Source organism: Wohlfahrtiimonas populi (assembly GCF_002006795.1).
In the GTDB taxonomy this organism is placed as follows: Bacteria; Pseudomonadota; Gammaproteobacteria; order Cardiobacteriales; family Wohlfahrtiimonadaceae; genus Wohlfahrtiimonas; species Wohlfahrtiimonas populi.
In genome coordinates, this window is sequence record NZ_MVDN01000005.1 from 77,271 (window position 1) to 102,599 (window position 25,329).

General features: G+C 34.6%; 16 protein-coding genes. 11 read left to right on the forward strand and 5 right to left on the reverse strand.

What is annotated here, in order from left to right:
• Window positions 1-86: 86 nt before the first annotated feature.
• The 3 genes from BZK16_RS07415 to focA all read right to left on the reverse strand — a co-directional run bounded on the left by BZK16_RS07415 (window position 87) and on the right by focA (window position 2,291).
• Complete coding sequence (locus BZK16_RS07415; protein WP_077928264.1) at window positions 87-953, reverse strand: class II glutamine amidotransferase; 867 nt, start codon at window positions 951-953, stop codon at window positions 87-89.
• A gap of 143 nt (window positions 954-1,096) precedes the next feature.
• Complete coding sequence (locus tag BZK16_RS07420; RefSeq protein ID WP_008316013.1) at window positions 1,097-1,300, reverse strand: cold-shock protein; 204 nt, start codon at window positions 1,298-1,300, stop codon at window positions 1,097-1,099.
• Window positions 1,301-1,481: 181 nt separating this feature from the next.
• Window positions 1,482-2,291 carry a formate transporter FocA gene (gene focA / locus BZK16_RS07425; RefSeq protein ID WP_077928265.1) on the reverse strand — a complete coding sequence of 270 codons (810 nt, stop codon included), beginning with the start codon at window positions 2,289-2,291 and terminating at the stop codon, window positions 1,482-1,484.
• Between the two features lie 104 nt (window positions 2,292-2,395).
• Between focA and folK the strand changes: the two genes are divergently transcribed.
• Window positions 2,396-2,908, forward strand: coding sequence for a 2-amino-4-hydroxy-6-hydroxymethyldihydropteridine diphosphokinase (folK, locus tag BZK16_RS07430; protein WP_077928266.1), 513 nt, complete (start codon window positions 2,396-2,398; stop codon window positions 2,906-2,908).
• Here folK and BZK16_RS07435 read toward each other — a convergent pair.
• Window positions 2,876-4,141 carry an MFS transporter gene (locus BZK16_RS07435; protein ID WP_077928267.1) on the reverse strand — a complete coding sequence of 422 codons (1,266 nt, stop codon included), beginning with the start codon at window positions 4,139-4,141 and terminating at the stop codon, window positions 2,876-2,878. The genes folK and BZK16_RS07435 overlap by 33 nt on opposite strands.
• Window positions 4,142-4,515: 374 nt before the next feature.
• On the opposite strand from BZK16_RS07435, the gene BZK16_RS07440 reads away from it, so the two are divergent.
• The 4 genes from BZK16_RS07440 to BZK16_RS14705 all read left to right on the forward strand — a co-directional run bounded on the left by BZK16_RS07440 (window position 4,516) and on the right by BZK16_RS14705 (window position 20,188).
• The gene (locus BZK16_RS07440; RefSeq protein ID WP_077928268.1) at window positions 4,516-4,728 is read left to right on the forward strand and encodes an ESPR-type extended signal peptide-containing protein; all 213 of its coding nucleotides are present in this window, start codon (window positions 4,516-4,518) and stop codon (window positions 4,726-4,728) included.
• A gap of 87 nt (window positions 4,729-4,815) precedes the next feature.
• The gene (locus tag BZK16_RS07445) at window positions 4,816-12,426 is read left to right on the forward strand and encodes an autotransporter outer membrane beta-barrel domain-containing protein (protein WP_077928269.1); all 7,611 of its coding nucleotides are present in this window, start codon (window positions 4,816-4,818) and stop codon (window positions 12,424-12,426) included.
• Between the two features lie 4,944 nt (window positions 12,427-17,370).
• Window positions 17,371-19,689, forward strand: a complete 2,319-nt coding sequence (locus tag BZK16_RS14975) for an autotransporter outer membrane beta-barrel domain-containing protein (RefSeq protein WP_456300686.1) — start codon at window positions 17,371-17,373, stop codon at window positions 19,687-19,689.
• Window positions 19,690-19,696: 7 nt separating this feature from the next.
• Window positions 19,697-20,188: an autotransporter outer membrane beta-barrel domain-containing protein gene (locus BZK16_RS14705; RefSeq protein WP_077928271.1), complete on the forward strand. Its 492-nt coding sequence runs from the start codon at window positions 19,697-19,699 to the stop codon at window positions 20,186-20,188.
• A 54-nt stretch (window positions 20,189-20,242) separates the two neighbouring features.
• Here the strand turns inward: BZK16_RS14705 and BZK16_RS07460 are convergent, their stop codons facing one another.
• Complete coding sequence (locus BZK16_RS07460) at window positions 20,243-20,707, reverse strand: GNAT family N-acetyltransferase (protein WP_077928272.1); 465 nt, start codon at window positions 20,705-20,707, stop codon at window positions 20,243-20,245.
• A gap of 146 nt (window positions 20,708-20,853) precedes the next feature.
• Between BZK16_RS07460 and bioB the strand changes: the two genes are divergently transcribed.
• From bioB to BZK16_RS07485, 6 genes are all read left to right on the forward strand, one after another.
• Window positions 20,854-21,816 carry a biotin synthase BioB gene (bioB, locus tag BZK16_RS07465; protein WP_077928273.1) on the forward strand — a complete coding sequence of 321 codons (963 nt, stop codon included), beginning with the start codon at window positions 20,854-20,856 and terminating at the stop codon, window positions 21,814-21,816.
• 195 nt (window positions 21,817-22,011) lie between these two features.
• Window positions 22,012-23,289, forward strand: a complete 1,278-nt coding sequence (gene aroA / locus BZK16_RS07470) for a 3-phosphoshikimate 1-carboxyvinyltransferase (RefSeq protein WP_077928274.1) — start codon at window positions 22,012-22,014, stop codon at window positions 23,287-23,289.
• A 5-nt stretch (window positions 23,290-23,294) separates the two neighbouring features.
• The gene (locus BZK16_RS07475) at window positions 23,295-23,675 is read left to right on the forward strand and encodes a type II secretion system protein GspG (RefSeq protein ID WP_077928275.1); all 381 of its coding nucleotides are present in this window, start codon (window positions 23,295-23,297) and stop codon (window positions 23,673-23,675) included.
• Between the two features lie 185 nt (window positions 23,676-23,860).
• Complete coding sequence (locus tag BZK16_RS07480) at window positions 23,861-24,019, forward strand: periplasmic nitrate reductase, NapE protein (RefSeq protein WP_233145226.1); 159 nt, start codon at window positions 23,861-23,863, stop codon at window positions 24,017-24,019.
• A 106-nt stretch (window positions 24,020-24,125) separates the two neighbouring features.
• Window positions 24,126-24,500, forward strand: coding sequence for a NapC/NirT family cytochrome c (locus tag BZK16_RS14765; RefSeq protein ID WP_456300687.1), 375 nt, complete (start codon window positions 24,126-24,128; stop codon window positions 24,498-24,500).
• Complete coding sequence (locus tag BZK16_RS07485; protein WP_332881385.1) at window positions 24,422-25,315, forward strand: NapC/NirT family cytochrome c; 894 nt, start codon at window positions 24,422-24,424, stop codon at window positions 25,313-25,315. Before BZK16_RS14765 ends, BZK16_RS07485 begins: the two co-directional genes overlap by 79 nt.
• Window positions 25,316-25,329 lie beyond the last annotated feature (14 nt).

Genomic DNA, 25,329 nt, shown 5'->3' on the forward strand with positions numbered 1-25,329 from the left:
AATTTTAATATTTGACAAAATCATAATGGGATCAGTTTTGAGGATTTCAAGAGTTACCCACAAAGTTATCCACAAGTTGTGAAAATTTAAGTCACAATATTGGCAGAAGCCCCGACAGCACGCGCCATCGTTAAAGCATCTTCGACACTTAACATCATCGTCTCATCAGGGCAATTTCGTAAAATAATTTCACCTTCTTTAAACATCACTAATTCATTGCGCGCCATTTGTGTCCATTCTTCATTGACGGTTAATGGCATTGTGGCAATCACAGCAACGCGGTCTTGCTGTGTGGTGACTGAGGTAAAATCAATGCTGACATCATCATCTAATAACTTTGCTTCACCAAATGGCGCTTGGCGAATGATGTAATGTAATAACGTATTCGCATGGGCAATCATCCATTCACCATTGGTTAATGTGTAATTAAAAATGCCTGAAGTTCTGATTTTCTCTGTGAGGAGCTTAATTTCATGAAAAAGCACTTCATCACTAGGCTTATGTTCATATTTCTGGCGTAAATTTTCCAAAATATAACAAAAAGTTTGCTCTGAATCTGTTGTGCCCACAGGGCGATAATATTGTTGTTGGCTATCTGAAAAGAGATCATCTAATGATTGTAGATGCCCATTGTGTGCGAATAACCAATATTCGCCCCATAATTCACGCATAAAAGGATGTGTATTAGCGAGGGAAACTTGCCCAAAGGTTGCTTTGCGAATGTGAGCGATGACATTTTTGGATTTGATTTGGTAGCTTTTGATTAAATCAGCGACAGGTGATGATGCACTTGGGCGATCATCTTGATAAATGCGCACACCTTTGCCTTCAAAGAATGCAACGCCAAAGCCATCCACATGAACATCTGTGACACCGCCACGGCGGCGAAAGCCTTCAAATGAAAAGACGATGTCTGTTGGTGTGTTGCAATTCATTCCTAACAATTGGCACATTATTGAGCTCCCATAAAAAAACCCTGATAAATCAGGGTTTAATTATACAGAAAGATACGTTTTAATTCTTATTCACACTTCAGTGAGATCAACAGCTTAAAACTAAATTTTTCTTATTATTTTATTTAAAGTAGTTGAATCTATTAAAGACCACGGCAAACAGTAGTTTGCAAACCTTTGTCGCCTTCTTTAGCTTCGAATTCTACTTTTTGGCCTTCCGCTAAAGTACGGAAACCATCGCCTTGGATAGTTGAGAAATGTACGAATACATCTGGTGAACCATCTTCAGGAGTAATAAAACCAAAGCCTTTAGACTCATTGAACCACTTTACAGTTCCGATACGCATATGTTAAAACCTCAAACAAAGAGTGACTAAATTCTTAGTCGTTTTTAAACCACTTACCGATGAATTCGATAAGTATCTTCATGACTTATGAAGATGTAAATACATTACGTGGTATTTAATCGATTTGCAAGAATTTTGATCAAATAAAGCCTAAATAATCAAGATTAATTCTAATTATTAATTACGATTCATTTTTTAAATATATAAACCATTGATATATGGCAATAAAAAAAGACCCACCGATAATATTTCCTAATGTCACTGGAATTAAATTTTGAATAAAAAAGTTCTGCCAAGTTAATGTTGTTCTTAATATTTCTACATTGGTCATAGCATCTAGCATTTCGGGCGTTGCTAACATTAAAGAATAAATGCCTGCAGGCACCATGAACATATTGGCGACGCTATGTTCAAATCCAGCTGCTATGAATAAACCCACAGGGAATAAGACAGCCACCATTTTATCTGTCAGTGATTTTGCGCTGAAGCTCATCCAAACAGCTAAGCACACCATAATGTTACATAAAATGCCTAAACCTACAGCTTCCATAAATGTATGAGCTAATTTATGTTCGGATGTTGAAATATAATATAAGCCAATTTTACCGCCATAATCGAAAGGGTGGCCACTCATAATGATTAAACCAACAAGAATAAGTGCACCAATAAAATTACCAAGGTAAACAGCACCCCAATTGGCTAACATTTTATTTAAGGTGATTTTCTTGCTCGCAACAGCCATTGTTGTCATTGTTGTTGATGTGAATAGATCAGCGCCCAATACAATTGTTAATAACAATCCTAAGCTAAAGACTAAACCACCAACAATTTTACCTGCGCCTTGAACATTGGCAATGACACAATAAACAAAGCCCAAACCAATGAAAACGCCTGCCATGATTGCTAATAAAAAAGCCTTTTGATGTAGTTTATTGGCCTTGGTTACCATTATATCCAACGCTTTTTCTGCCACTACTTTATAATTATTCATAATAACTCTCTAACTAGGGTTATTTAAAAGGCATACTTTACTTTACTTTACTTTTATTTTTATAAAACTTACTTTGATCAAACTACACTGCAGAACATCATAACATGAGTCAATTATTTATCAGTTATATTGCTTTGGGTTCAAATTTGGAAGATCCCATTGTGCATTTAAACGAAGCATTGCTGGAAATTAAAGCATTACCCAATACAAAGATCACGCAAGCTTCTCAATTCTATAGAACGAAACCTATTGGACCAGAGCAGCCAGATATTATCAATGCTGTGATTAAAGTAGAAACAGGATTGGCACCATATGATTTGTTGCATGCTTTGCAAAAGATCGAACTAGAACATGGGCGCGAGCGTATTATTCGTTTTGGTGCGCGTACTTTGGATTTGGATATTTTATTATTTAATGATGTTCAAATGAATGATGCTGAGTTAACGATTCCTCACCCTAGAATGCAGGATCGTAATTTTGTTTTAATTCCATTAAAAGAAATAGCGCCAGATTTGCATCTAGCGCCATTTGGTCATATTGATGATTTAATCACTCGAAATGATCCTGAGGATTATGTGATTCCTTTAGATTTTGAAGCGCTTGGCAATAAATCCTAGCCAAATACCTAAAGCACACAAGAATATTAGATAATAGCTAACAAAATTTTCACTGAATCCTTGTGCAATCACAGGCACAAGGAAAGTGGTTAAACCGCCAAAGAATGCATTACCAATATTATAAGAGAAACTCATGCCAGATAAACGCACTTGTGGTTCGTACAACTTCACGATGAAAATCGGCACACAAGCAACCAATCCTAAAAATAGTGAGCTGAAAATATATAAGCCACCAATTAATAATGTATTGGCATCCGTACCTAAATAACTAAAGAAGATTGTGCTGCTTGTGCCTAAAACGATTGAGAAGAAGATCATAGTCTTTGATAAACCAATGCGATCCACTAATAAACCAGCAGCAACACTGCCAATGATATTCATTGCTGTTGCAAGTAGTGCGATTTTATTCACAAAAGGTGCTGCTAATCCATAAAGCTCGGATTTCATCAGATTTGGGATTAATAACACCATGATAACGCCTGTCATTAATAACCATGTGGTTAAAATGCCAAAGAAGCTTTCTTTTAAATATTTTTTCAATACGATTTTAATCGGGAATTCACTGCTTTTTTCGCGTTCTGCTTTAAATTGTAAAAATACAGGCGTTTCTTGTAGATAACGGCGTAAATAAAGTGCAAATAAACCCAATCCACCACCAATAATGAACGGAATTCGCCATGCAAAGTCTTTCACTTCTTGCTCAGTAAAAATTACATTCAATGATGTTGAAATTGCATAGCCAATCAATACGCCAAACGTTAATCCAGCGGCGATTAAACTATTCGCTAGACCTAAATGATTGGATTTCACATGCTCTGTGACAAAAACATGGGCGCTTGGCACTTCGCCACCTAAGGCAATGCCTTGTAATAAGCGCATGAATAGCAATAATAATGGTGCTAGAATTCCCACACTTTCATAAGTGGGTAATAAACCGATCATTAGTGTTGGTACTGCCATTAAAAATAGAGACAGCATGAACATTCGTTTACGGCCAACAATGTCACCAAAGTGTGCCAAAATGATACCGCTCAATGGTCTCACAAAATAGGCGACTGCATAAATACCATAGATGCTCATCAGTGAACCTAATTCTGATTGTTCAGGGAAGAAATGCAGTTTCAGAATAGGGATAAATGTTAAAAAAACGATAAAGTCATAGAACTCTAAAGCACCACCCAATGAAGATAACGACAAAGTTTTGATGTCCGATCTCGTCAAAGAATTACTCATATTTTTATGTATCCAAAAATGACAAAAAATCATAGTACATCAATCAAAGTATCATTGCTTTAATCAAATTTTAAGCGGTAGCTTATATAAGATTTTTTTATAAAATTTTGATGAAAATATATTATTTAAATATGTAAATAAAAAATATTGATAATGTTTGATTATTAATCAAACAAATACCTCTAAACATATCGATAAAATCTGACTTAAATCATGTTTAAAATTTTTTACTCTTAAAAACCATAAATATTCTTTATGTACTAAGCTTAGGCTTGATTACAAGTTAGCTAAGTATTGCGCGTTACACAACGGCCAAGAAAAGGTTAATGCTTTAGAAGAGATATTGATTTTAAACGTTTAAGAGTAGTTAAGTAATGAATTTGTCGTATAAACTGGTTAAAAATAAAGTTTCAGGTGAGTTAGTTGTTGTATCAGAATTAGCGAAAGGTCATAAAAAGAATACAAGAAAGGTAGCAATATCATTGTTATTATTAACGTCTATAGGACTAGTCCATGCAGATATTGATCTTAGTAATATAGAATATAAAGCAGGAGTGTTTACAGGAGATAAAAATNTTACAAGTTAGCTAAGTATTGCGCGTTACACAACGGCCAAGAAAAGGTTAATGCTTTAGAAGAGATATTGATTTTAAACGTTTAAGAGTAGTTAAGTAATGAATTTGTCGTATAAACTGGTTAAAAATAAAGTTTCAGGTGAGTTAGTTGTTGTATCAGAATTAGCGAAAGGTCATAAAAAGAATACAAGAAAGGTAGCAATATCATTGTTATTATTAACGTCTATAGGACTAGTCCATGCAGATATTGATCTTAGTAATATAGAATATAAAGCAGGAGTGTTTACAGGAGATAAAAATAATCCTACATTTATTGATAACAACAATAACAGTCAAAAACAGGCTGATAAGTTAGGTAAAGAACATTTCTTAATTCATGATGGTTCTACTCAAGATGTAACGTTTGGTGATGTTAAGGTGACTCATGTTAACATGCCAAGAAATGAATATTTTCAAAAAATTACTAATGAAGAATTAGTAAAATCTCATGCTATTACCATTAAAAATGGCAAAGGTGAAACAATACAAAGACTACCAGAATCTTGGAGTGATTATAATCTGTCATTAACAGACTTTGATTTCGACACAAATAATGGTGAATCTAGCAGTATTCGAATCCATGATATTAAAAGTGTAAAGATAATCGCCCCAGATTTAAGTAAAATTACAGCAGAAGTTTTAAAGAAACAACCACCTGTCCCATATTTTAATTTCAATGTTATTACTGGGACTAATGGCACTATTAATCTAAATGATACAAAAAATGCTTTAAACTGGGACCTCGGCCAAATCAAACAAAGTAGTCTATTTGTTGTGGATTCAATATCGGGTAGTACTACAACAATTAATGTTGGTGATGATACAACTACCGATAAAGTTATCATGAATGTTAAGTTTGAACCAGGCTATAGAGCAACAGATAAAGATATAAAAGTTGAACAAACACATAAATTTGGCCCCACAAAAGTACTAGCAGGTGAGTTTAAGAATACACAATTAGCTGATGAGTTAACTAGAAATCAATATACAGGGAACTACGCTGAGGATGGAAACTTTACTATTAATACTGTTGAAGACCTACAAACTTATCAAAATGCAATTCTCTTTTTGGTCGAAAAAAACGGCTTAACACAGCAGGACTATGATAAGTATTTTGGGCAAGCGATTAAAACCGTTCAACAAGAATATACTGTAGAGGTTAATTATGATGCTGGCACAAATGGTGGTTTATATTTGGATGGTATTTTTGGTGAAGATGTTGGAATTTTAAGTATCTTAAAGGCTAGCGGCGAAAAATCAGATGTAGTGATTCATCAAAATGCAAATATGCACGTGTCAAATGGACATATTGCATATTTGGCAGATAAAGCAGGTATCCACATACATAAAGGCGCTGAAGTTACATCTAAAAATGGTGATATTATTCATGCAGCTAGTAATAATGATATTAAAATCGAACAAGGAACTAAATTAGAAGCTCATAATGGTCGAATTATCAATGCAACAAATAGTTCAATTGCATCTAATAGTGCAGATACAGTTATTGATAGCAATATGGGTAACGTTGCATTGAGTGATCAATCTCAATATACAAATGAATCAGACACAACATTAACTTATCAAAATAGATTTAATACAGATGATATTCGTGGTGGCTCTACATTTGAGAACAAAGGTACAATAGTTGTTGGTACATCAGAACGTAATGGTACAAATGCTCGAAGTGCGACAACTGTTACAGGGGGTGATTATCATAATGTTGGTGCAATGTATATTGGTGTAACTGATTTTGAAAATACGGGAAGGATTGAACAAGGTGGTCAGTTAGCTGGTGGTGTTGCTATTGATGGTAGCGGTACATTTACGAACGATGGCAATGCTTTTTTAGGTAAAAAAGAAAATGGTAGTAATGCGAAGATTAAGTATAAATTACCAGAGAAACCAACAGAAAATGATTTCTCGTTGAAAGATACTAATACTATTGTGGCAGCAGTAGTTTCTGAAAATGCTAAAGTAACTATCATTAATAACCAAACTATGACAGTTGGTGATCAATTCACCAAAACCCAAGATGCCCATATTCAACATGGTGCTGCAATCAACGTTGAAGCCTCTACCATTGATGGCCACAGTTCTAATGTAGAAATTACTAATAAAGGTACCATTCAAGTGGGTGGTTATCATTCAGTTGGTCTACGAGCAAGCGGTCAAATTGGTGTTGAAAAAGGGCAAGGAAAAACGATTAGTAATAATGGCATTATTAATGTAATAGGTGCTAATAGTATTGGTATTGTCGCCAATAATGGTGCAGTTATTTATAATGATGGAATAATTAATGTTGCAGGTGATAATAGCAATCTCGATTCACATATGAGCCGTCGTAACTATGGTTTAAAAGCAGATGGTTTAGCGACGATTTATACGAATACTAATATTAATTTATTATCTGATAATACAGTAGGTGCATATGCACGTGCAGGTGGCCAAATTATCATTGATGGTGATGCAAGTTCATTGATTTCGAGTACGGCTAAAGATAATGTTGTGTATTACTGGATTTCTGGCGCTCATGCTAATGGTCAAACAAGTACAATCACATTTGCTAATGATGAAATTAAATTATCTTCAACAGATACTAGTTCTACATTCTTTCGCATAGATCAAGGTGCTAAATTTTCCCAAGAAGAACAATTAAAGAATACATATGAATTTGATATTAATGGTGAAGGCTCATCTGCCATGTATGTTGCAGGACAAGGAACTACTGTCTCTGCTGATAAAGGCATGACATTTAACATTAATGGTGAAAATACAACAGGTGTATATGTGACCTCTGGTGCAGGTTTAGCCGATGATTCAGTGCAACCAGTAAAACCAGGTCGTGTTGTGCTAGGAAAAGATGCAACTATCAATGTATCAGGTAAAAATACATCAGCAGCAGTTGTCGATGGTGCTGAATATGATGTGAATAAAAATGTAACTGGTAGGTTTATTGGAGCTATTTTAGATTCAGCAGCTGATTTTGTTGCTACACAATTTAAAGGTGAAAATTCAGTTGCATATAAGCTGATTAATACAGGACGTTTAAATCATAGTGGTACTATTGATTTTACAGGTGCAAAGAATGCAACAGGTATTCATATTGAAGGTGGTACTTTAAATAATACTATAGATGCTAAAGTTGAAGTTAATGGGATTGGTGTTGATATTTATAAGTCAGTGCATAATTCAAAAGTAGAAAATTTAGGTAATATTACGGCAGTGGATGGAATAGCTGCTATACGTATCAATGAAGGCGCAACATTGAATGTTGATGGAAAAGCTGGCAGCGGCCTGATTAAAGGTGAAAAAACAGCTGATGCAATTCGTGTTCATAATGGTGCAACTTTAAATACTAAAGATGCACAAATCGCTGTTAATGGTTCAGGTTCTGGTATTAATTTTATGAATACTGATGATAATGGTGAAACTTTTACACTCAAAGGTTCTGGTAATATTACAGTTCAAGGTAAAGATGCTAAAGGTATTTTAGTACAAGGTAAAAATGATTCTGTTGCAAATGCTAACTTTGACTCATCTGGCTCTAAGCTTCAAATTAATGTAAAGGATGCAGGTGGTAATGGTATTGTTACAAATACTAATGGTTATGTTTACAGCGGTTCAAATGTTACTATTGACTCAGAGGATGGTGGCTCCGCATTAATTGTTAAAGGAAAAACAACAGACATAAAGCAGTCTGGTTACTTAAAATCTAATTCAAAAACAGCTGTTGTAGATCTAACTAATCTAGATACCTCTGCAGGGCAAACTATATTTTTAAATACAGGTAAGATTGAATCTACCCATAAAGATGGCATTGCAGTGCAAGCAACTGCTGGTGAAAATATCAATTTTACTAATCAGGGTGAAATTATTGGGCGATTGGATTTATGGGCTGACGAAGATAAAAAGATTTCGTTGGTAAACTCTAAAGATGCCAAAATTACGGGAACGCTTGTTATAGGTGATAAACAAGATGGAGATATTGCTAAAAGGGAAAATTTTGTAACTTTAGAGGGCGGATCACAAGCCGCTAAAATTTTGGCCGAATCAGGCGATACAACCATTACATTGAATAATGTGAAAGAAACGGAACGTTTAATTGCAGGTGCAGCCAATAATCCTGTAAAAGATAAGTATGTTTTTGAAGAGGTTACCGCAAATGGAGGCACTAAAGATACGATTGCACTTAAAAATAGCCATTATGTCTTGAATCATGATGTTGCAGGTAAAATTAATGGTTTTGAAATTTTAGATATTGGTGCTAAATCAACATTTGAATTATATGAAACAGATTTCAAATTGAATGAATCAGTGGGTAATAAAAATAGTGGCATTAGTTTATCTGCAGCAGATTCAATATTATTCATTAATAATAGTAATGATTTTGATATTAAACATAAAGTTTATGGCAGTGGTACTGTCAAAACTGACCTTAGTGGTAAAGAATTAAATTTTGATACAAAAGTAAACCCTAGTTTTGTGACAGATATTGGTAATAACTTTAAAGGAAAGTTATGGCTAGAAAATACTCTTTATAATTTGGATGGTGCAAATGCTGTAGCATTAAGAAATGCTATGTTACAAGTTGGCAATGATGCGAAAGTGATTGTTGCTAATGGTAAAGGTGATCAACATATTGGTGGTCTTACATTTGATGGTGGTCGAGTTGAGTTCCAAAATCCATTATCAAACTTAGAGTTATCTCAGCCTGTTGGCGATCGTGCAAATAGCTTAATTAAAGTTGATACATTAGATACAGTAAATGCTAAAGGTACTATTTCTGTTACTCTAGATGATATGTATAATACGCCAAAGGGCTCTATAGATGTGTTTAAACCAATCATTGAACATGATCAAGGTAAATCATTAATTCATATTGTGGAGGCTCAAGACTATAAAGGAATTTCTGCTGGTGATTTACAGTTAGAAATTAATTATAACGGCAAAGTTACTGGCAAATATGATCAAGAACATGAAATTATTCAAGATATTAAGCAAGGTCAAGATGTTGCTGCAAAAGGTTATTATGACTACGGCTTAGAGTTGAAAGAAAATAGTGGTTTACATGTGACTTATAAATTAAATCGACTAGATTTACAGGAAAACCAAAGTTTCATTTTGGTAACAAATCCAGATTCGAAAGATACAGATCTATCAGCAAAAGTTACTGGGTCTGGTGATTTGGTTATTAAGGGTGCAAAAGATATTTCTCTATCTAATAATGGTAATACTTATACAGGTAAAACGATTGTTGAATCAGGTCATTTTTATTTAGAAGCTGATAACGTTTTGGGGCAAACATCTGAGTTAACAATAAAATCAGGTACAGAAGTTTCTGTACTAGATAAAGCTGGTCATATTAATGGTACATCACAAACGGTGGGAGCTTTAAATATTGATAATGGTTCTAAGTTAAATCTAGGCAGTAAAGGTGGTTTAACCATTACAGGTCTGACAGATTCAATAATTACTGGAACAGTAACAGGAGAAATAGGTTCAGATTTAATCTTTGAAAATGGTAAAGCGACAATTAACAATGCTAATTCAGGTTTAAATTCTAATGTTCAGTTGAAAAATGCATCAACAGTTCAGGCTTATAATGCAGAAGCTTTAGGTAAAACTGGCACAGTAGATATTGCTGCAGCAGCTGAATTGAAAATGGGTAATAGTAATCCTAATACAACAGTATTGGGTAAAAATTTAATGGGTGCAGGTACATTTACTGTTACAACTGGTCTAGATAAAGGTATTGTGACAGATTCCACAGTTGAATTATTAGGGGATAATTCTGGCTTTACTGGTAATATTGTTATCGGCAATGCTCAAGATAGTGCGCGAACTCGCTTAGTAGCAAATGAAACATCTTTAGGTGGTCAATCCATTTCAATCAATAATCGAGGTACATTAGATCTTAATCATTCAGGCACATCTGAATGGGTATTGAACAAATCGGTATCAGGTAAAGGTAACCTTGAAAAATCAGGCCATGGTATTTTAGAGTTAACAGAAGACTCATCTAAATATGTAGGTACAACAGTTATTAAAGATGGCACATTAGTTGCAGGTAAAGATAAGGCTTTGAATTTGCAAAGTACATCTTTAGTGGTTGAAAATGGTGCTCGTTTTGCTGGTACAGGTAGTATTAATGGTTCTGTAACTAACTATGGTGAGTTTGTGGTTGGCACACTAGATAAGCAAACAAGCAATGATGAAAATTATAAGTTTGAGTATGTGGTAAATGGCAATTTTACAAATACTGGCACAATTCGTTTGAATAATGAATATCCTGAGGGTGTAAACACAAGCAAGGATCAAACAACACCAAACGAGTATGGCAATATCGGTAATAAACTAATAATCAGCAATAACTATATTGCTAATGGTGGTTCAATTTACTTAAACACAGTATTGAATGAGGGATTTGCTGATACAAAAACGGATAGTATTTATGTGAAAGGTAGTATTCTTAAACAAGGCAATAGTACGCAATTATTTGTTCAAAATTATGGTGGAAAAGGTGCATTTGCACAGGTTGATGCTATTGAAATCATTAAAGTAGATGGAACTTCTGATTATGGTGCTTTTGTATTGGGTGCACCTGCAACAATTGGTGTATATGAATATACATTGCATAAAGGTCAGAAAGATAATAGTTGGTACTTGTATTCAAACCCTGATTATCCTATATACGATAAGCCAAATCAGCGTAATATTAACCCATTAATTGGTGGTTACCTAGCTAATGCTGCGACAGCATTTGAAATGTTTAATGTAACATTACATGACCGTTTAGGTAATCCAACTTATGGTCAAAGCTTCTTAAATGCTGATGATAGTGGTATTAGTACATGGGGTCGTCTAGCTACTGTGCATAGAAAATATCATGCAGCGAGTAATGGGTTAGCTATTTCGGGTGATTTCTATATTGCTCAAGTAGGTGCTGATTTAATCAAAGTAGCAGCAGAAAATGATGGTAGTTATCGTTTTGGTGTAATGGCAGGCTATGGTAACAGTGATTTTACAAGTAGATCTCGTACAACAGGTAGTGAATCTAAAGGTAAAATTGATCAAGCATTAAGTATTGGTCTTTATGGAACTTGGTATCAACCTGAAGGCTGGTTTGTAGATGCATGGTTACAGTACGCACACTATAAGAATGAAATTACTATGAAGAATGCTTCATCTAGTAAATATAACAGTAATCTCTGGAGCGCTTCTGTTGAAGTGGGTTATAACTATAAAACAGACCTTTTTGATAATGGCGATTACCTGATCATTCAACCAAATGCTCAAGTAATTTTTGGTCGTTTATCAACAGATTCATATGCTGATGATGCAAGTCGTATTTATGCTAAGAGTAATAACCAAAAGAACATTCAAACACGTTTAGGTATGAAATTATTTTATGTGCCACATAGTGAAGATAACAAAGGCTTTAGGCCTTATGTAGAAGCTAACTGGATTCACAATGGTTCAAATGCATCTGTGATCTTTAATGATAAATTTAGTTTCTCTAGCAATGTACCAAAAGATATCTATGAACTTAAAATTGGTATAGAGGGAAATTTATCTAAAGATTGGTCGATGTGGGGCAATGTTGGTTATCAGATGGGTAAGCAAAAATATAAAGGGTATAAAGCAACAATTGGAGCTAAGTATACTTGGTAATTTAATCTTAAATTATTTACAAAAAAAATAAAAAAGGCATGTTAGAAATAACATGCTTTTTTTATTGAGATAATTTCAAATAGATCACTTATTCGTTTCATGTCGTGAGTCAAAAATTTTTTTTAATATTTGTTATAATAAGAGTAATAGATTAAAAATATGCAAATAAAAATAATTAATATTGGATCAAAAGAGGTTGCTATGAATATAACGTATAAGTTAATTAAAAATAGAAATGGACAAACAGTTGTTGCATCAGAATTAGCAAAAGGGCATAAAAATGCAATTAAATCTGTTATGAATATTGCGATATTGGCATCTTTGTTGTCCATAGGATATGCAGCAGATAATTGGACTGTTGAAGGGCATTATGATTCTGCTAAATTTATATATGGTGATTCATCTAAGCCAGATAAAGCTACAGGTTCTAGTGATATTAATAATAACCAAACAGGTACCAAAGTTCTGAATAAGGACACCAATATAACATTTGGAAATGTGACAACTGAAGATATACAGCCAAATCTCCAAAGGAAAAGTTATACATTGGATTACCTTTTTAAAAATGGATTTATTAAAATTTATGATCAGAATAACCTAGAATTATCAGATGTCCCTACTTGGGATGTTTTGGCTTTTGATAAGAAAAAAGTTGTCGAATGGAAGCAAGGTGATGAGATACAGAAAATAGAAGTTGAAGATTTAGATGAATCTATTATTAAACAAGTTGGACCAAATTATTCTGTTGATTTACTTTCATCACAACCTAATATTCCATACAGCGATATTGCTTTTGCTAAAATAAACAATGGGACAATGTTTATTAATGATACAAAAAATCCGCTGAATGTTCATTTTTCGTATATCAAAAATAGTTCATTATTTAGAGCAGAAAATTCAGGGAATATCGTTGTTGGTGGCCTTTCTGATACTGAAAAAGTAAAGATGAGTGTAAAATTTACATCCGCACCATCTTTGACAGATGCTTTGAATACAATTGCAAAAGATGATGAATTTAAAGCAGGACCAACACGTGTTTATGCTGGAGATATTTCAACACCATTGAAATTCACATATATAGATCCTGAAACTAATCAAAAGATTTCATATACTGGTGACTTTACAATTAACAATATTAACGATTTAAAATACTACCAACAGGCAATTCTTGCTGGTATTCAGCAAAATATTGTTGCTAAAGGTGATTATCAAAGTTTATTCAATCAAGCATTTAAATCTGTAAAATCAGAAGACTTACCTTATGACGTGAAGTTTAAATATGATCAGTCTCTACAAGCTCAGGAATTTTTATTTACAGATGCTATGAAGGCGCCAACAGGTATTTTATCTATATTTAAAGCAGATGGTGCTAATACAACATTGACTTTTAATAATCATATAGATGTTCAAGCTATAGGTGGGCACATAGCTTATGGTGATAATAATGCTAAAATTATCAATAATACTAATATAAATTTATTGGGTGATATGGGTAATATCGCCATTAGCAACCGTGCCCAATATGATAATAATGACATTCTAGTTTATGGCTATGTCTCAAAAAATGGCATTGCCACGGATGATAAAATTTATTCTACTTTATCTGATGTTGTGACAACAGGTGCACGATATATTAATCATAATAAAATGTTTATTGGCTCACAAAATAGCACAGCTGTTGCGGTTGAAAGCGATGGCACATTTATCAATGATACTGGTGCTGAAATGTACATTGGTAGTGTTTCAGCTCCAAATTATCGTTCAAATGGTGTGAGTGTAAATAATGCTAATTGGGAAAATCATGGCACTATTTATTTAGGTAAGGGTATTGAAAAAAGTACGGGTACATTAAAAAATGTAGATGTTTATAGCAATGCTAAATTAGTTGCATTGTCCGATTTGTCTATTAAAGATACTAATAATGCTGTTTATTCTTATAATGTAGCGCAGGGTAATCATATTCACAATATTGGTACTATCAATATTGGTGATAGAGTCACTTTTACTTGTGGCACAGGGACATCTATGTGTGCGCATATCAAAAATGCTGTAGGTATTAATGTCGAAAATAGTAATGCCAATCATGCTATAGATTCGGATATTTTAAATACAGGAACAATTAATGTTGGCGGTATTAATAGTATTGGTATGCGCATTTCTGGTGCGCTAGGTAATAGTGATTCAACAGGAAAGTTTATTGGTAATACAGGAACAATTAATGTTTTCGGTATTAACAGTGCCGGGATTGTGGCATTAAAGGGAGCGGTTGTACATAATAAAGGTTCAATTATTGTCAATGATAGTGGTAGTGGTACGGGTATAGATAGTTACTCAATGTATGGTAATTATGGTATTCGAGCAGAAGAAAACGCCAAAGTATACGTTGATGGTCCAATAAGTTTAGACGGGAATAATGCTATAGGGGTATTTGCACGTTTAGGAGCCACTGTGCATATGAAAAATATTGCATCTGTGGGAGCAAATAATGGCAAAGAGCATCAAATTCATTATTGGATTTCAGGTAGAAATATTATTTCAGGTACGACAAGCTCTATCATTTTTGATGATACTGTGGGAAACCCTAATCAAACTAATGAGCTTGTGTTAAAAAATAATAAATCAACAATTTTTAGAATTGATAATGGTGCTAGCTTTGGTGAAAGTGCTTCTGGAAATAACAATCAAAATTTTAAATTTCTTGTTGAAGGCAATGATTCTATTGGTATGCATATTTCAGATGCAGGAACACAAGTTAATGCAAATGAAAATTTAGAGTTGGAAGTTACAGGTGAAAATTCTATAGGGTTATTTGTAACTAATGGTGCAGGTACGGATCTTAAAAATTCTAGTGGCGGAATTGAGCTGGCTGGAAAAGTATTACTTGGAAAAGATGCAAAAATAATCGTTAATGGTCAAAATGCATCTGCTGTTGTAGTAGATGGTAAGTCCTATGATTTACATGGTGAGCCAATCAATAACTTAGAGAGAGAAACAATTGTCATTTCTGAAGCAGATTTATCTACGAATATAGCTTATAACCAAGGTGCTATTGGTTATAAGCTTATCAATAAAGGAACTCTAGAGCATAAGGGTAATATTGATTTCACAGCAGGATCAAATGGAAATGCAGTAGGTATTTATATTAATGGTGGTGTGTTAGATAACCAAGCTTCTGCAAAAGTCAATGTTAATGGTGTGGGTATTGATGTTTACGGCCAGAATTCTGTGATTAAGAATTTAGGCTCTGTTACTGCTGTAGACGGGATTGCGGCTGTTCGTTTGAACCAAGGAGCGTCATTAACTGTTGAAGGTAAAAACACTGGTGATTTTATTAAAGGTGAAAATAATGCCGATGCTGTACTCGTACACGCGGGGTCGACATTAATAACAAGTAATGCACAAATTGCTGTGGATGGTAAAGGTGCAGGTATTCACTTCTTAAATATGGATCAAGATGGATCAGGGCAATTTAAATTGTCGGGTTCAGGTACTATTACAGTCAAAGGAAATGATGCAACAGGTATTTTAGTTGAAGGCGAAGATGGTAATAAACAGCCAATAATGGGAACTTCTGACTTTATCTCTGATAATTCTTCAGGTTTAGTCATTAATGTCGAAGATGTGGGTGGTAATGGTATTACAGTGAATACAAGTGGTAAAGTTCACAGTGGTGCAAGTGTTAATATTCAATCTAAACAAGGACAATCTGCTTTAGTATTGAAAGGTGATACGACTCAGATTACTCAATCAGGCAATTTATCATCCAATTCTGAAAGCTCTCCTGTAGTAGAGCTAAAAGACTTAACATCAACTCAAGATATTAATTTCACTAATCTAGGTTCTATTAAAGTTAGTAATGACGCAACTGCACCAGCAGGATTGGTTGCGATCAATGCGAATATTGGTAAAAATATTAACCTAACAAATGGTGAAAGTGGTACGAGTAAAGGCGAAATTACAGGTGTTGTGGCTTTAGGTGATCAGAAAAATCAAGTAACTTTATTGGGTGGCTCTAAAGCAGATGTGATTACAGCTACAGCTGGTGAAACGTCCATCGTGCTCAAAGATGTTCAACGTAGCCAAAGCGATCGCCTATTCAATAAATTATCTGCAGGTGGTGGAGCTAATGACTCAGTTGAATTATCAGCATCAGCAGGTAAAACAAGTCATTATGCTTTAACACAAGCTAAAGCCGATGAAATTAAAGGTTTTGAACAATTAAAAATCCATGCAAATTCAACATTTGAATTGGATAATTCGGACATTACCTTGAATGAATCTGCATTAAATGGTGGCATTCATTTGGAAGATGCAACAGGCACTTTGTTTGTTAATCAATCTCAAGCGATGGGTAAAAATACATTCAACCATAATTTATATGGCAATGGTGTAGTCAAAACAGACATTAATGGTCAAGAATTTACATTTAATGCATCTAAAGCTAATTTAATTGGTGAGAAATTTACAGGTAAATTACAGCTTGAAAATGCCGTATTCAACTTGAAGAATGAAAATACTAAAGCATTAACTAACGCCACTTTAAGAATTGGTCAGAAAGCTCAAACTATTGTCGAAGATGGTATTGGTAAACAAAATATTGGTGGATTATCATTTGATAGTGGCAGATTAACTTTCAATGATTTGATTCCAAATATGGAAACGACTGGGCAGGTTGCAGATGGATCGATTCATACTAAACACTTAGATCTCACCAATGCAAAAGGTACTGTGGATATTCATGTAGGTGATATTAATAACACTCCAACTTTTGATACTGATAAACCTTTACTCGAGCAAGATACAGGCGAGTCCATTATACAGCTTGTGAGTGCTGATAAAGTAACAGGTATATCTGCTGGTGGCTTAGCATTGGAGATTTACGATGTGAATGGTAATCTTGTACCACACACTGGCACTGATATCATGAATGATATTGTTCAGGATATGGGGCAGGGTAAGGAAAAAGTAGCCAATGGTAAATATGGCTATGGTTTACAGCTATTTAAAAATACGAATAACATTGCTGACGGTTTACATGTTGCCTATCTTCTCAAAGAAGTTGAATTGCTTACAAAAGGTCATAAGGCATTAATTCTTCATGCTGCTGCAGGAAAAATAGGGGATGCTGCTGATTTTTCTGCGAAAGTTACAGGTACAGGTGATTTAGCTATTGTTGCAGATAGTGATTATATTTCATTGTCCAATGGCGCTAATGATTATACTGGTGTCACTGATGTGCGCAAAGGGCATTTAAAACTTGAGGCTGATGGTGTGTTAGGCCATACATCTTTATTAAAACTAAGTGGTAATACTCAAGTTTCACTATTTGGTAATTTTACAAATCAACAAGGTGTGACACAAACTGTTGGTGCTGTGCAATCTACACAAAATTCTTTATTGAATTTAGGTAATCAAGGCAAATTAACTATACAGGGTCAACTTGCTAATGGTGATGCACAGAATTCAGTTATTGAAGGTTATATTGCTGGCAATACAGGTGCACAATTAATTTTTAATGGTGCACATAATACAGTGTTAGCTCAAAATTTAGGCTTGAAAGCTCAAATTGACATCAATGGGGCAACAACTGTGCAAACTTATCATGCCCAATCTTTGGGGATTTCTGGTGATGTAAACTTAGCAAACAATGCAATATTATTGCTAGGTAATCATGATTTGAATAATACTATTTTTAATAAAACATTACATGGCAGAGGTGATGTTATTATCACCGAAAGCCTATTGAATGGTCAGAAAACAGATTCGGAAGTTGCATTTACAGCGGATAATACTAACTTCACAGGAACCTTAACTGTTGGACAAAGCACAGACTCGCATAAAACTAAGTTGACTGTTTTTAATGACTCAACATTAGGTGCAAGTGATATTGTGACTGTGAATCTGCATGGTATTTTAAATCTTCAATATGGGGATCATACTCAAGATTGGTTAGTTGATAGAGATATTATAGGTGCTGGTGGGCTGGAAAAGAGTGGTGAAGGGATTGCTATTTTAACGGATAAATCAGCTCAATACACAGGAATAACTACTATTAGCCAAGGGAAGTTAATAGTTGGTGCTTTTGATAAACCGTTAACTTTAAATAGCCAATTATTGAATATTGAAAATGGTGGTGAATTTTTGGGTTCGGGCCAGATTAAGGGCTCTGTTAACAATAAAGGAACATTCTCTATTGATCGTGCTGATGGAAAAAATAACTATCAATATGTTGTTAATGGTGATTTTATCAACCAAGGTACGATTAATCTTAATACTAAATACCCAAATAGTAATACAGCACCAACAGGTAATATTGGTAATAAATTAGTTATTACAGGTAACTATACGGCTAATGGTGGATCAATTTATTTAAATACAGTCTTAAATAAAGGTAAAGGTAATGGTTTTGATGAGACATCCACAGATAGTATTCAAGTGGATGGCAATGTTTTAAGACGAGGTTATGCAACTCAGCTCTTTATCCAGAATTATGGTGGAGTTGGTGCTGCAACATTGCCAAATGCAATTGAAATTATCTCTGTTGGTGGGCATTCAGATATTGGGGCTTTTGTTTTAGGCAAACCTGCAACAATTGGGATATATGAATATGTTTTGAGAAAAGGGCAGTATGATAATAATTGGTATTTATCGTCTAATACAGATGCTCCAGTTATTGATCCTGAAAGAAAGATAAATCCACGTGTTGGTGCATATCTAGCAAATATGGCAATGGCATTTGAAATGTTCAATGTGACCTTGCATGATCGCTTAGGTAATCCTGACTATGGTCAAGGCTTCTTAACAGGTGATGAAGATGGTATCAGTGCTTGGGGTAGAATTGTAACTGTTCATAAAAATTACACTGCTGTTGATAAACGTTTAAACATTTCTGGTGATTACTATGTTGCACAAGTGGGTGCTGATTTAATTAAAGTTGCTGCTGCAAATGATGCTCAATATCGCTTTGGTATGATGGCAGGCTATGGTAATAGTGATTTTACAAGCACTTCACGTCATACAAGTAGTAAAGCAGATGCGAAAATTGATCAAGCAATGAGCGTGGGTATTTATGGTACTTGGTATCAACCTGAAAGTTGGTTTGTGGATACATGGATTCAGTATTCTCACTTTAAAAATGAGATTTCCATGAAAAATTCAACAACGTCTAAATACAATAGTAATTTGATCAGTGCTTCTATTGAATTGGGCTATAACCATAGAACAGATGACTTGAGTAATGGTGATCATTTAATCTTACNATGAGATTTCCATGAAAAATTCAACAACGTCTAAATACAATAGTAATTTGATCAGTGCTTCTATTGAATTGGGCTATAACCATAGAACAGATGACTTGAGTAATGGTGATCATTTAATCTTACAACCTAATGCTCAAGTGATTTATGGTCATTTATCCACTAAAGAATATGAAGATATGGATAGCGGATTGCGCGTTGCAAGTAATAAGAAAAATAATGTACAAACTCGCTTAGGTATGAAAGTATTCTATATACCAAAAGATAGTAATTTCCGCCCTTATGTAGAAGGTAATTGGATTTATAACTCATCAGATATGGGTGTTAACTTCAATGATAAATTCACATTCTCAAGTAATGCACCAAAAAGTCGCTATGAAGTGAAATTAGGTGTGGAAGGTGAATTGTCTAAAGAGTGGTCATTATGGGGTAATGTGAGTTATCAATTCGGTAAGGATAAGTACAAAGGCTATAAAGCAATGTTAGGTGCTAAATATACTTGGTAATTTGATAGCTTGTAAAAGCTAAAGAGAAAGCGGTAAGTTCATTACCGCTTTTTTTTATAAAGATTTTCTCATGATGTTTGTAGCATTTGTATAGCCAATATTTTCATATAATTTATGAGCTTCAGTATTGTTACTTAATACACTAAGTTCTATGTAGTCTAAATTACGAGATTTTGCCCATGCTTCTATGGCGTTTATCAATTGTTTACCAATGCCTAATCCACGAGCTTGTTCAGTTACTACAAAATCAAAAATATAAGCAAATTTATGTGGGGCAATACAATTATAAGATGGTGTTGCTTGTTCTTGTGCCATGATAAAACCTAAAATTGAATGATCTTTTTTAGCAATCAATAAAGCAGAATCATTAGCTTCAATCATCGTTTGAATAAAAGCAGGATCTTGTGATGCTTTTAAGTAATAATCAGGTTGTAGCTCTGCCATATGTGCAAATAATTCTCTGTATATGCTTTCAATCATTGGTAAATCAGAGAGATTAGCATGCTGAATATTGATCATGATTATTCCTTAAAACTATAAATGACATCGAAAGTATAACCAAACCATTTAATATTATGTAAATCTATAAATATTAATTTAGTTTACATTGATGCAGTGTTTCATCTATGATGTGCTCATTCTATTAATGTGACGAGCAATAAATTATGAGTAAAAAAGTTTGGACAATTGAGGATGCTGAAAGCTTATTCCATAAACCTCTATTTGAATTACTGTTTGAAGCACAAAAAGTACATCGTGAAAACTTTGATCCCACCAAGATTCAAGTGAGCCGTTTGTTATCCATCAAAACGGGTAAATGTTCAGAAGACTGTAAATACTGTTCTCAAAGCGTGCGCTATGATACAGGTTTGGATGCTGAAAAATTGATGGAAGTACAAAAAGTTATCGAAGCTGCGAAAAAAGCGAAAAAAGATGGTGCAAGCCGTTTCTGTATGGGCGCTGCTTGGCGCAATCCCAAAGATCGCGATATGCCATATATTCAAAAGATGATCGAAGAAGTGAAAGGCCTTGGCATGGAAACATGCATGACATTGGGAAGCTTAACTTCTGAACAAGCTAAAACTCTAGCGGAAACAGGTTTGGATTATTACAATCATAATGTGGATACTTCACCAGAATTTTATGGTGAAATTGTGACAACTCATAGTTACCAAAATCGTTTGGATACTTTGGATCATGTTCGTGAGTCTGGCATGAAAATCTGTTCAGGTGGCATTATTGGCTTGGGTGAAACGGAGCGCGATCGTGCATCCATGTTGGCACAATTGGCAAATATGTTAACGCCACCAGAAAGTGTGCCAATCAACCGTTTAATTCCTATTAAAGGCACGCCATTGGGTGATAATAAACCTGTGGATGATTTTGATTTTGTGCGCACGATTGCTGTGGCAAGAATCATGATGCCAAAATCAATGGTACGTTTGTCGGCAGGCCGTGAAAATATGTCATCAGAATTGCAAGCATTGTGCTTTATGGCAGGTGCAAACTCTATTTTTTATGGTGCAAAATTGTTAACAAGCCCCAATGCAGATCAAGATGATGATAATGCACTGTTTGAGCGTTTAAATTTAACACCAGCAGAAAGCCCTATGTTGGATGCTTGTTAATTGGATGTTTAAGCATTAATAATTTACTTTCCGCTCATCGGGCGGAAAGCTGATAAAGCAATTTAATATTAGAATTTAAATTTTAAAGCTAGAATTCTCCGTATTTGATAGATTTACCTTGAAAATATTGGCTGAATCGAGAAGAATGGTGAATTAGTATTTGTTCAACCATGATGTTCTTGATGTGGATAAAGTATGGAAATTCTAGCGCTCTCTAAAGTTACACAAGCCAATGGCGAGATGACATTGCCAGGCTCTAAAAGTATTTCAAATCGTGCTCTTCTTTTGGCTGCATTGTCAGAAGGACAAACACATTTGCGTGGATTATTGCAAAGTGATGATGTGCATTACATGAAAGAAGCTTTGACGACGCTTGGCATTATAATCAACACATTGAGTGATACAGAATGCATTTTAACTGGCAATGCGAATGGTTTTCCTAATAAAGATGCTGAATTATTCTTAGGTAATGCAGGTACAGCCTTTCGTTCTTTGACAGCTGCAACAGCTTTAAGCAAAGGATATTATATTTTAAAAGGCATTCCAAGAATGCATGAGCGCCCAATTAAGGATTTAGTGTCTGCATTGCATGAAATGGGTTTGTCCATTAATTATTTAGAGAATGAAGGTTATCCACCTTTAGAAATTTTCCCTGCTGAAATCACAGCAGATACAGTTTCTGTCAAAGGCTCTGTTTCCAGTCAATTCTTAACAGCTTTATTGTTATCAATCCCAATGACACAAAAAGCTATGACCATTAGGATTGATGGCGAGCTAATTTCTAAGCCTTATATTACGATCACATTATCTATGCTCAAAGATTTTGGCATTGTGGTGGAAAATCGTAATTGGAAATCCTTTTACATCCCTGCTCACCAAGAGTATCAATCACCTAAGGATTATTATGTGGAAGGTGATGCATCAAGTGCATCATATTTTTCAGCATTGGGCGCGATTGGTGGCGAAATCACAATGCATGGCATTGGCACTAAAACCATTCAAGGTGATGTTGAATTCTTACGTGCTTTAGAAATGATGGGGGCGATTGTTGAATGGGATGAGCATCAAGTTGTGGTAAAAAAACCTGCAACAGGTTTAAAAGGCATCGATTTAGATTGCAATCACATTCCAGATGCAGCGATGACTTTGGCTGTATTAGCCTTGTTTGCTGAAGGTAAAACAACATTACGCAACATTGGTAGCTGGCGCGTGAAAGAAACAGATCGCATTCATGCAATGGCAACAGAATTGAAAAAACTCGGTGCAGATGTTGTAGAAGGTGAAGATTTTATTGAGGTTTCAGCAGTTGCTGAGCTTAATGAAAATGTTTCTATCTTTACTTATGATGATCATCGCATCGCAATGTGCTTTTCACTCTGTAGTTTCTTAGTACCTGTGATTATTGAAGATCCAAAATGTGTGAATAAAACGTTCCCAACATATTTTGATGTCTTTAATCAGTTAGTGAGCTAATCATTATGATTAAACAGCCATTAAGCGCATTATATTCTCGATCATTATCTCTTGTGGAGTTGATGATCATTTCTGTCATTGTGGCAATCGTGATTACGATTTTAGGGCAGAAATTTTTAGGATTTGATGATGATAGTAAATTGGTGGCTGTTAAACAGGATATTCGCTCCATTGAAGGTGCTTTGAACCTTTATTATAAAGATATCGGCGAATATCCAACAACAGAGCAAGGTTTACAAAGCCTCATAGAAAATCCAAATCTTGATCATTGGGGTGGGCCTTATTTATCAAAGGATTTAATCATTAATCCTTGGGGTAAATCCTACCAATATGAATCTTTAGGTCGAGAATATGTAATTTTCTCAGATCAGCAACATAATCATTAATTTAAATAATGCACGATTATTAATTTATCCAATTAATTAATGGGTTGTTATTATAAGAAAAAACTGTTTTATATTACAATTCATTACAAATTGATGTCCATCAAATAAGACAGGCAATGCTCAGCGTGTTAGACTCTAATCATCTATTCTTATATAAATCATAAAATTAGAGTAAGGAGATGATTATGACAAGTAAAGTTTCCACGTCAGAGAAGAAAAAAGATTGGCGTAATTTTTTAGTGCTAGGTTTCATTGGATTGCCCATTACCGCAATTTTATTAATATGTGCTTATGGCTTTATTATCTGGTTTATGCAGCTCCTTTTCTGGGGGCCACCTCATTAAGCATTAATAAAACATAAGAGTAATAAATTATAATTGAGGGAATTATAATATGCAGTTTATAAAGAAAATATTAATACAATTAAAAAACCTATTTCTCAAGCCATCCATGACGATTGGATTGGGTATTTTAGTCACAGGTGGTTTCTTGGCAGGTTTGCTGTTTTGGCAGGCTTTCAACACAGGCATGGAATATACCAACTCAGAGCAATTTTGCGTGAGTTGCCACACAATGTCCCATAACGAAGCTGAACTACAAGAAACAGTTCACTGGAAAAACCGTACAGGTGTTCGTGCTTATTGTGCTGATTGCCATGTACCACATAATTTTACAGATAAAATTGCTCGTAAAATGCAGGCAAGCCGNATGTACCACATAATTGTACAGATAAAATTGCTCGTAAAATGCAGGCAAGACGTGAAGTGTTGTCTCACATCATGGGTGATATTGATACGAAAGAAAAATTTGAAGAGAAACGTTTAGTGCTAGCGCAACGAGAATGGAAACGTTTAACAGCGAATGGGTCTAAGGAATGCCGTGCTTGTCATGATTATAATCAGATGGATTTTGACAAGATGAGCATCATGGCGCAAATGCAGATGAAAAATGCTGCACAATTGAATACGCCATGTATTGAATGTCATAAAGGAATCGCTCATAAATTACCTGAAATTAAACAGCAGAAGAGCCCAGAATTGACAAAATTAATTGCTTCTGCGAAAAATGAAAAAATTGGTGTGAACCAAGTAGGTTATAACGTATTAGCACAGCCAATTTATGCAGATTCAGCCATGAAAGAGCGCATTGGTACATTGGAAGTCGCAACAGCTGTTAAAGTTTTAGAAACCACAAAAGATGCAGACAAGGTTGAGTTATCTTTATGGCGCAAGAGCAAAGGTTTCAGTCGAGTTTGGTATGAAAAATTTGGATTAAATGTTGTGAGTGCAGTATTTGAGAAAGAATTTGCACAGAATAAAGATAATTTCACCGTGATGGATACGAAAGAAGATCCATTAACAGGATTAGGTTGGGAACATGTAAAAACTGATGTTTGGGTGAAAAAAGGTGATTTAACATCATCGAGTGATGGCTTGTGGGATGTTGCAAAAGCAAGCTTCAATACAAGCTGTAGTGTATGTCATAGACCACCAGCAGTAGATCATTTTGATACCAATACATGGCCAGGTATTTTCAGCGGCATGGTTGGCTTCACTAATATGGACAATGATACCCAAAAATTAGTGCTCAAATATTTACAGTTCCATTCATCAGACTTTGATAGCGACAAGCGTCATTAATCTATTGTTGCTAG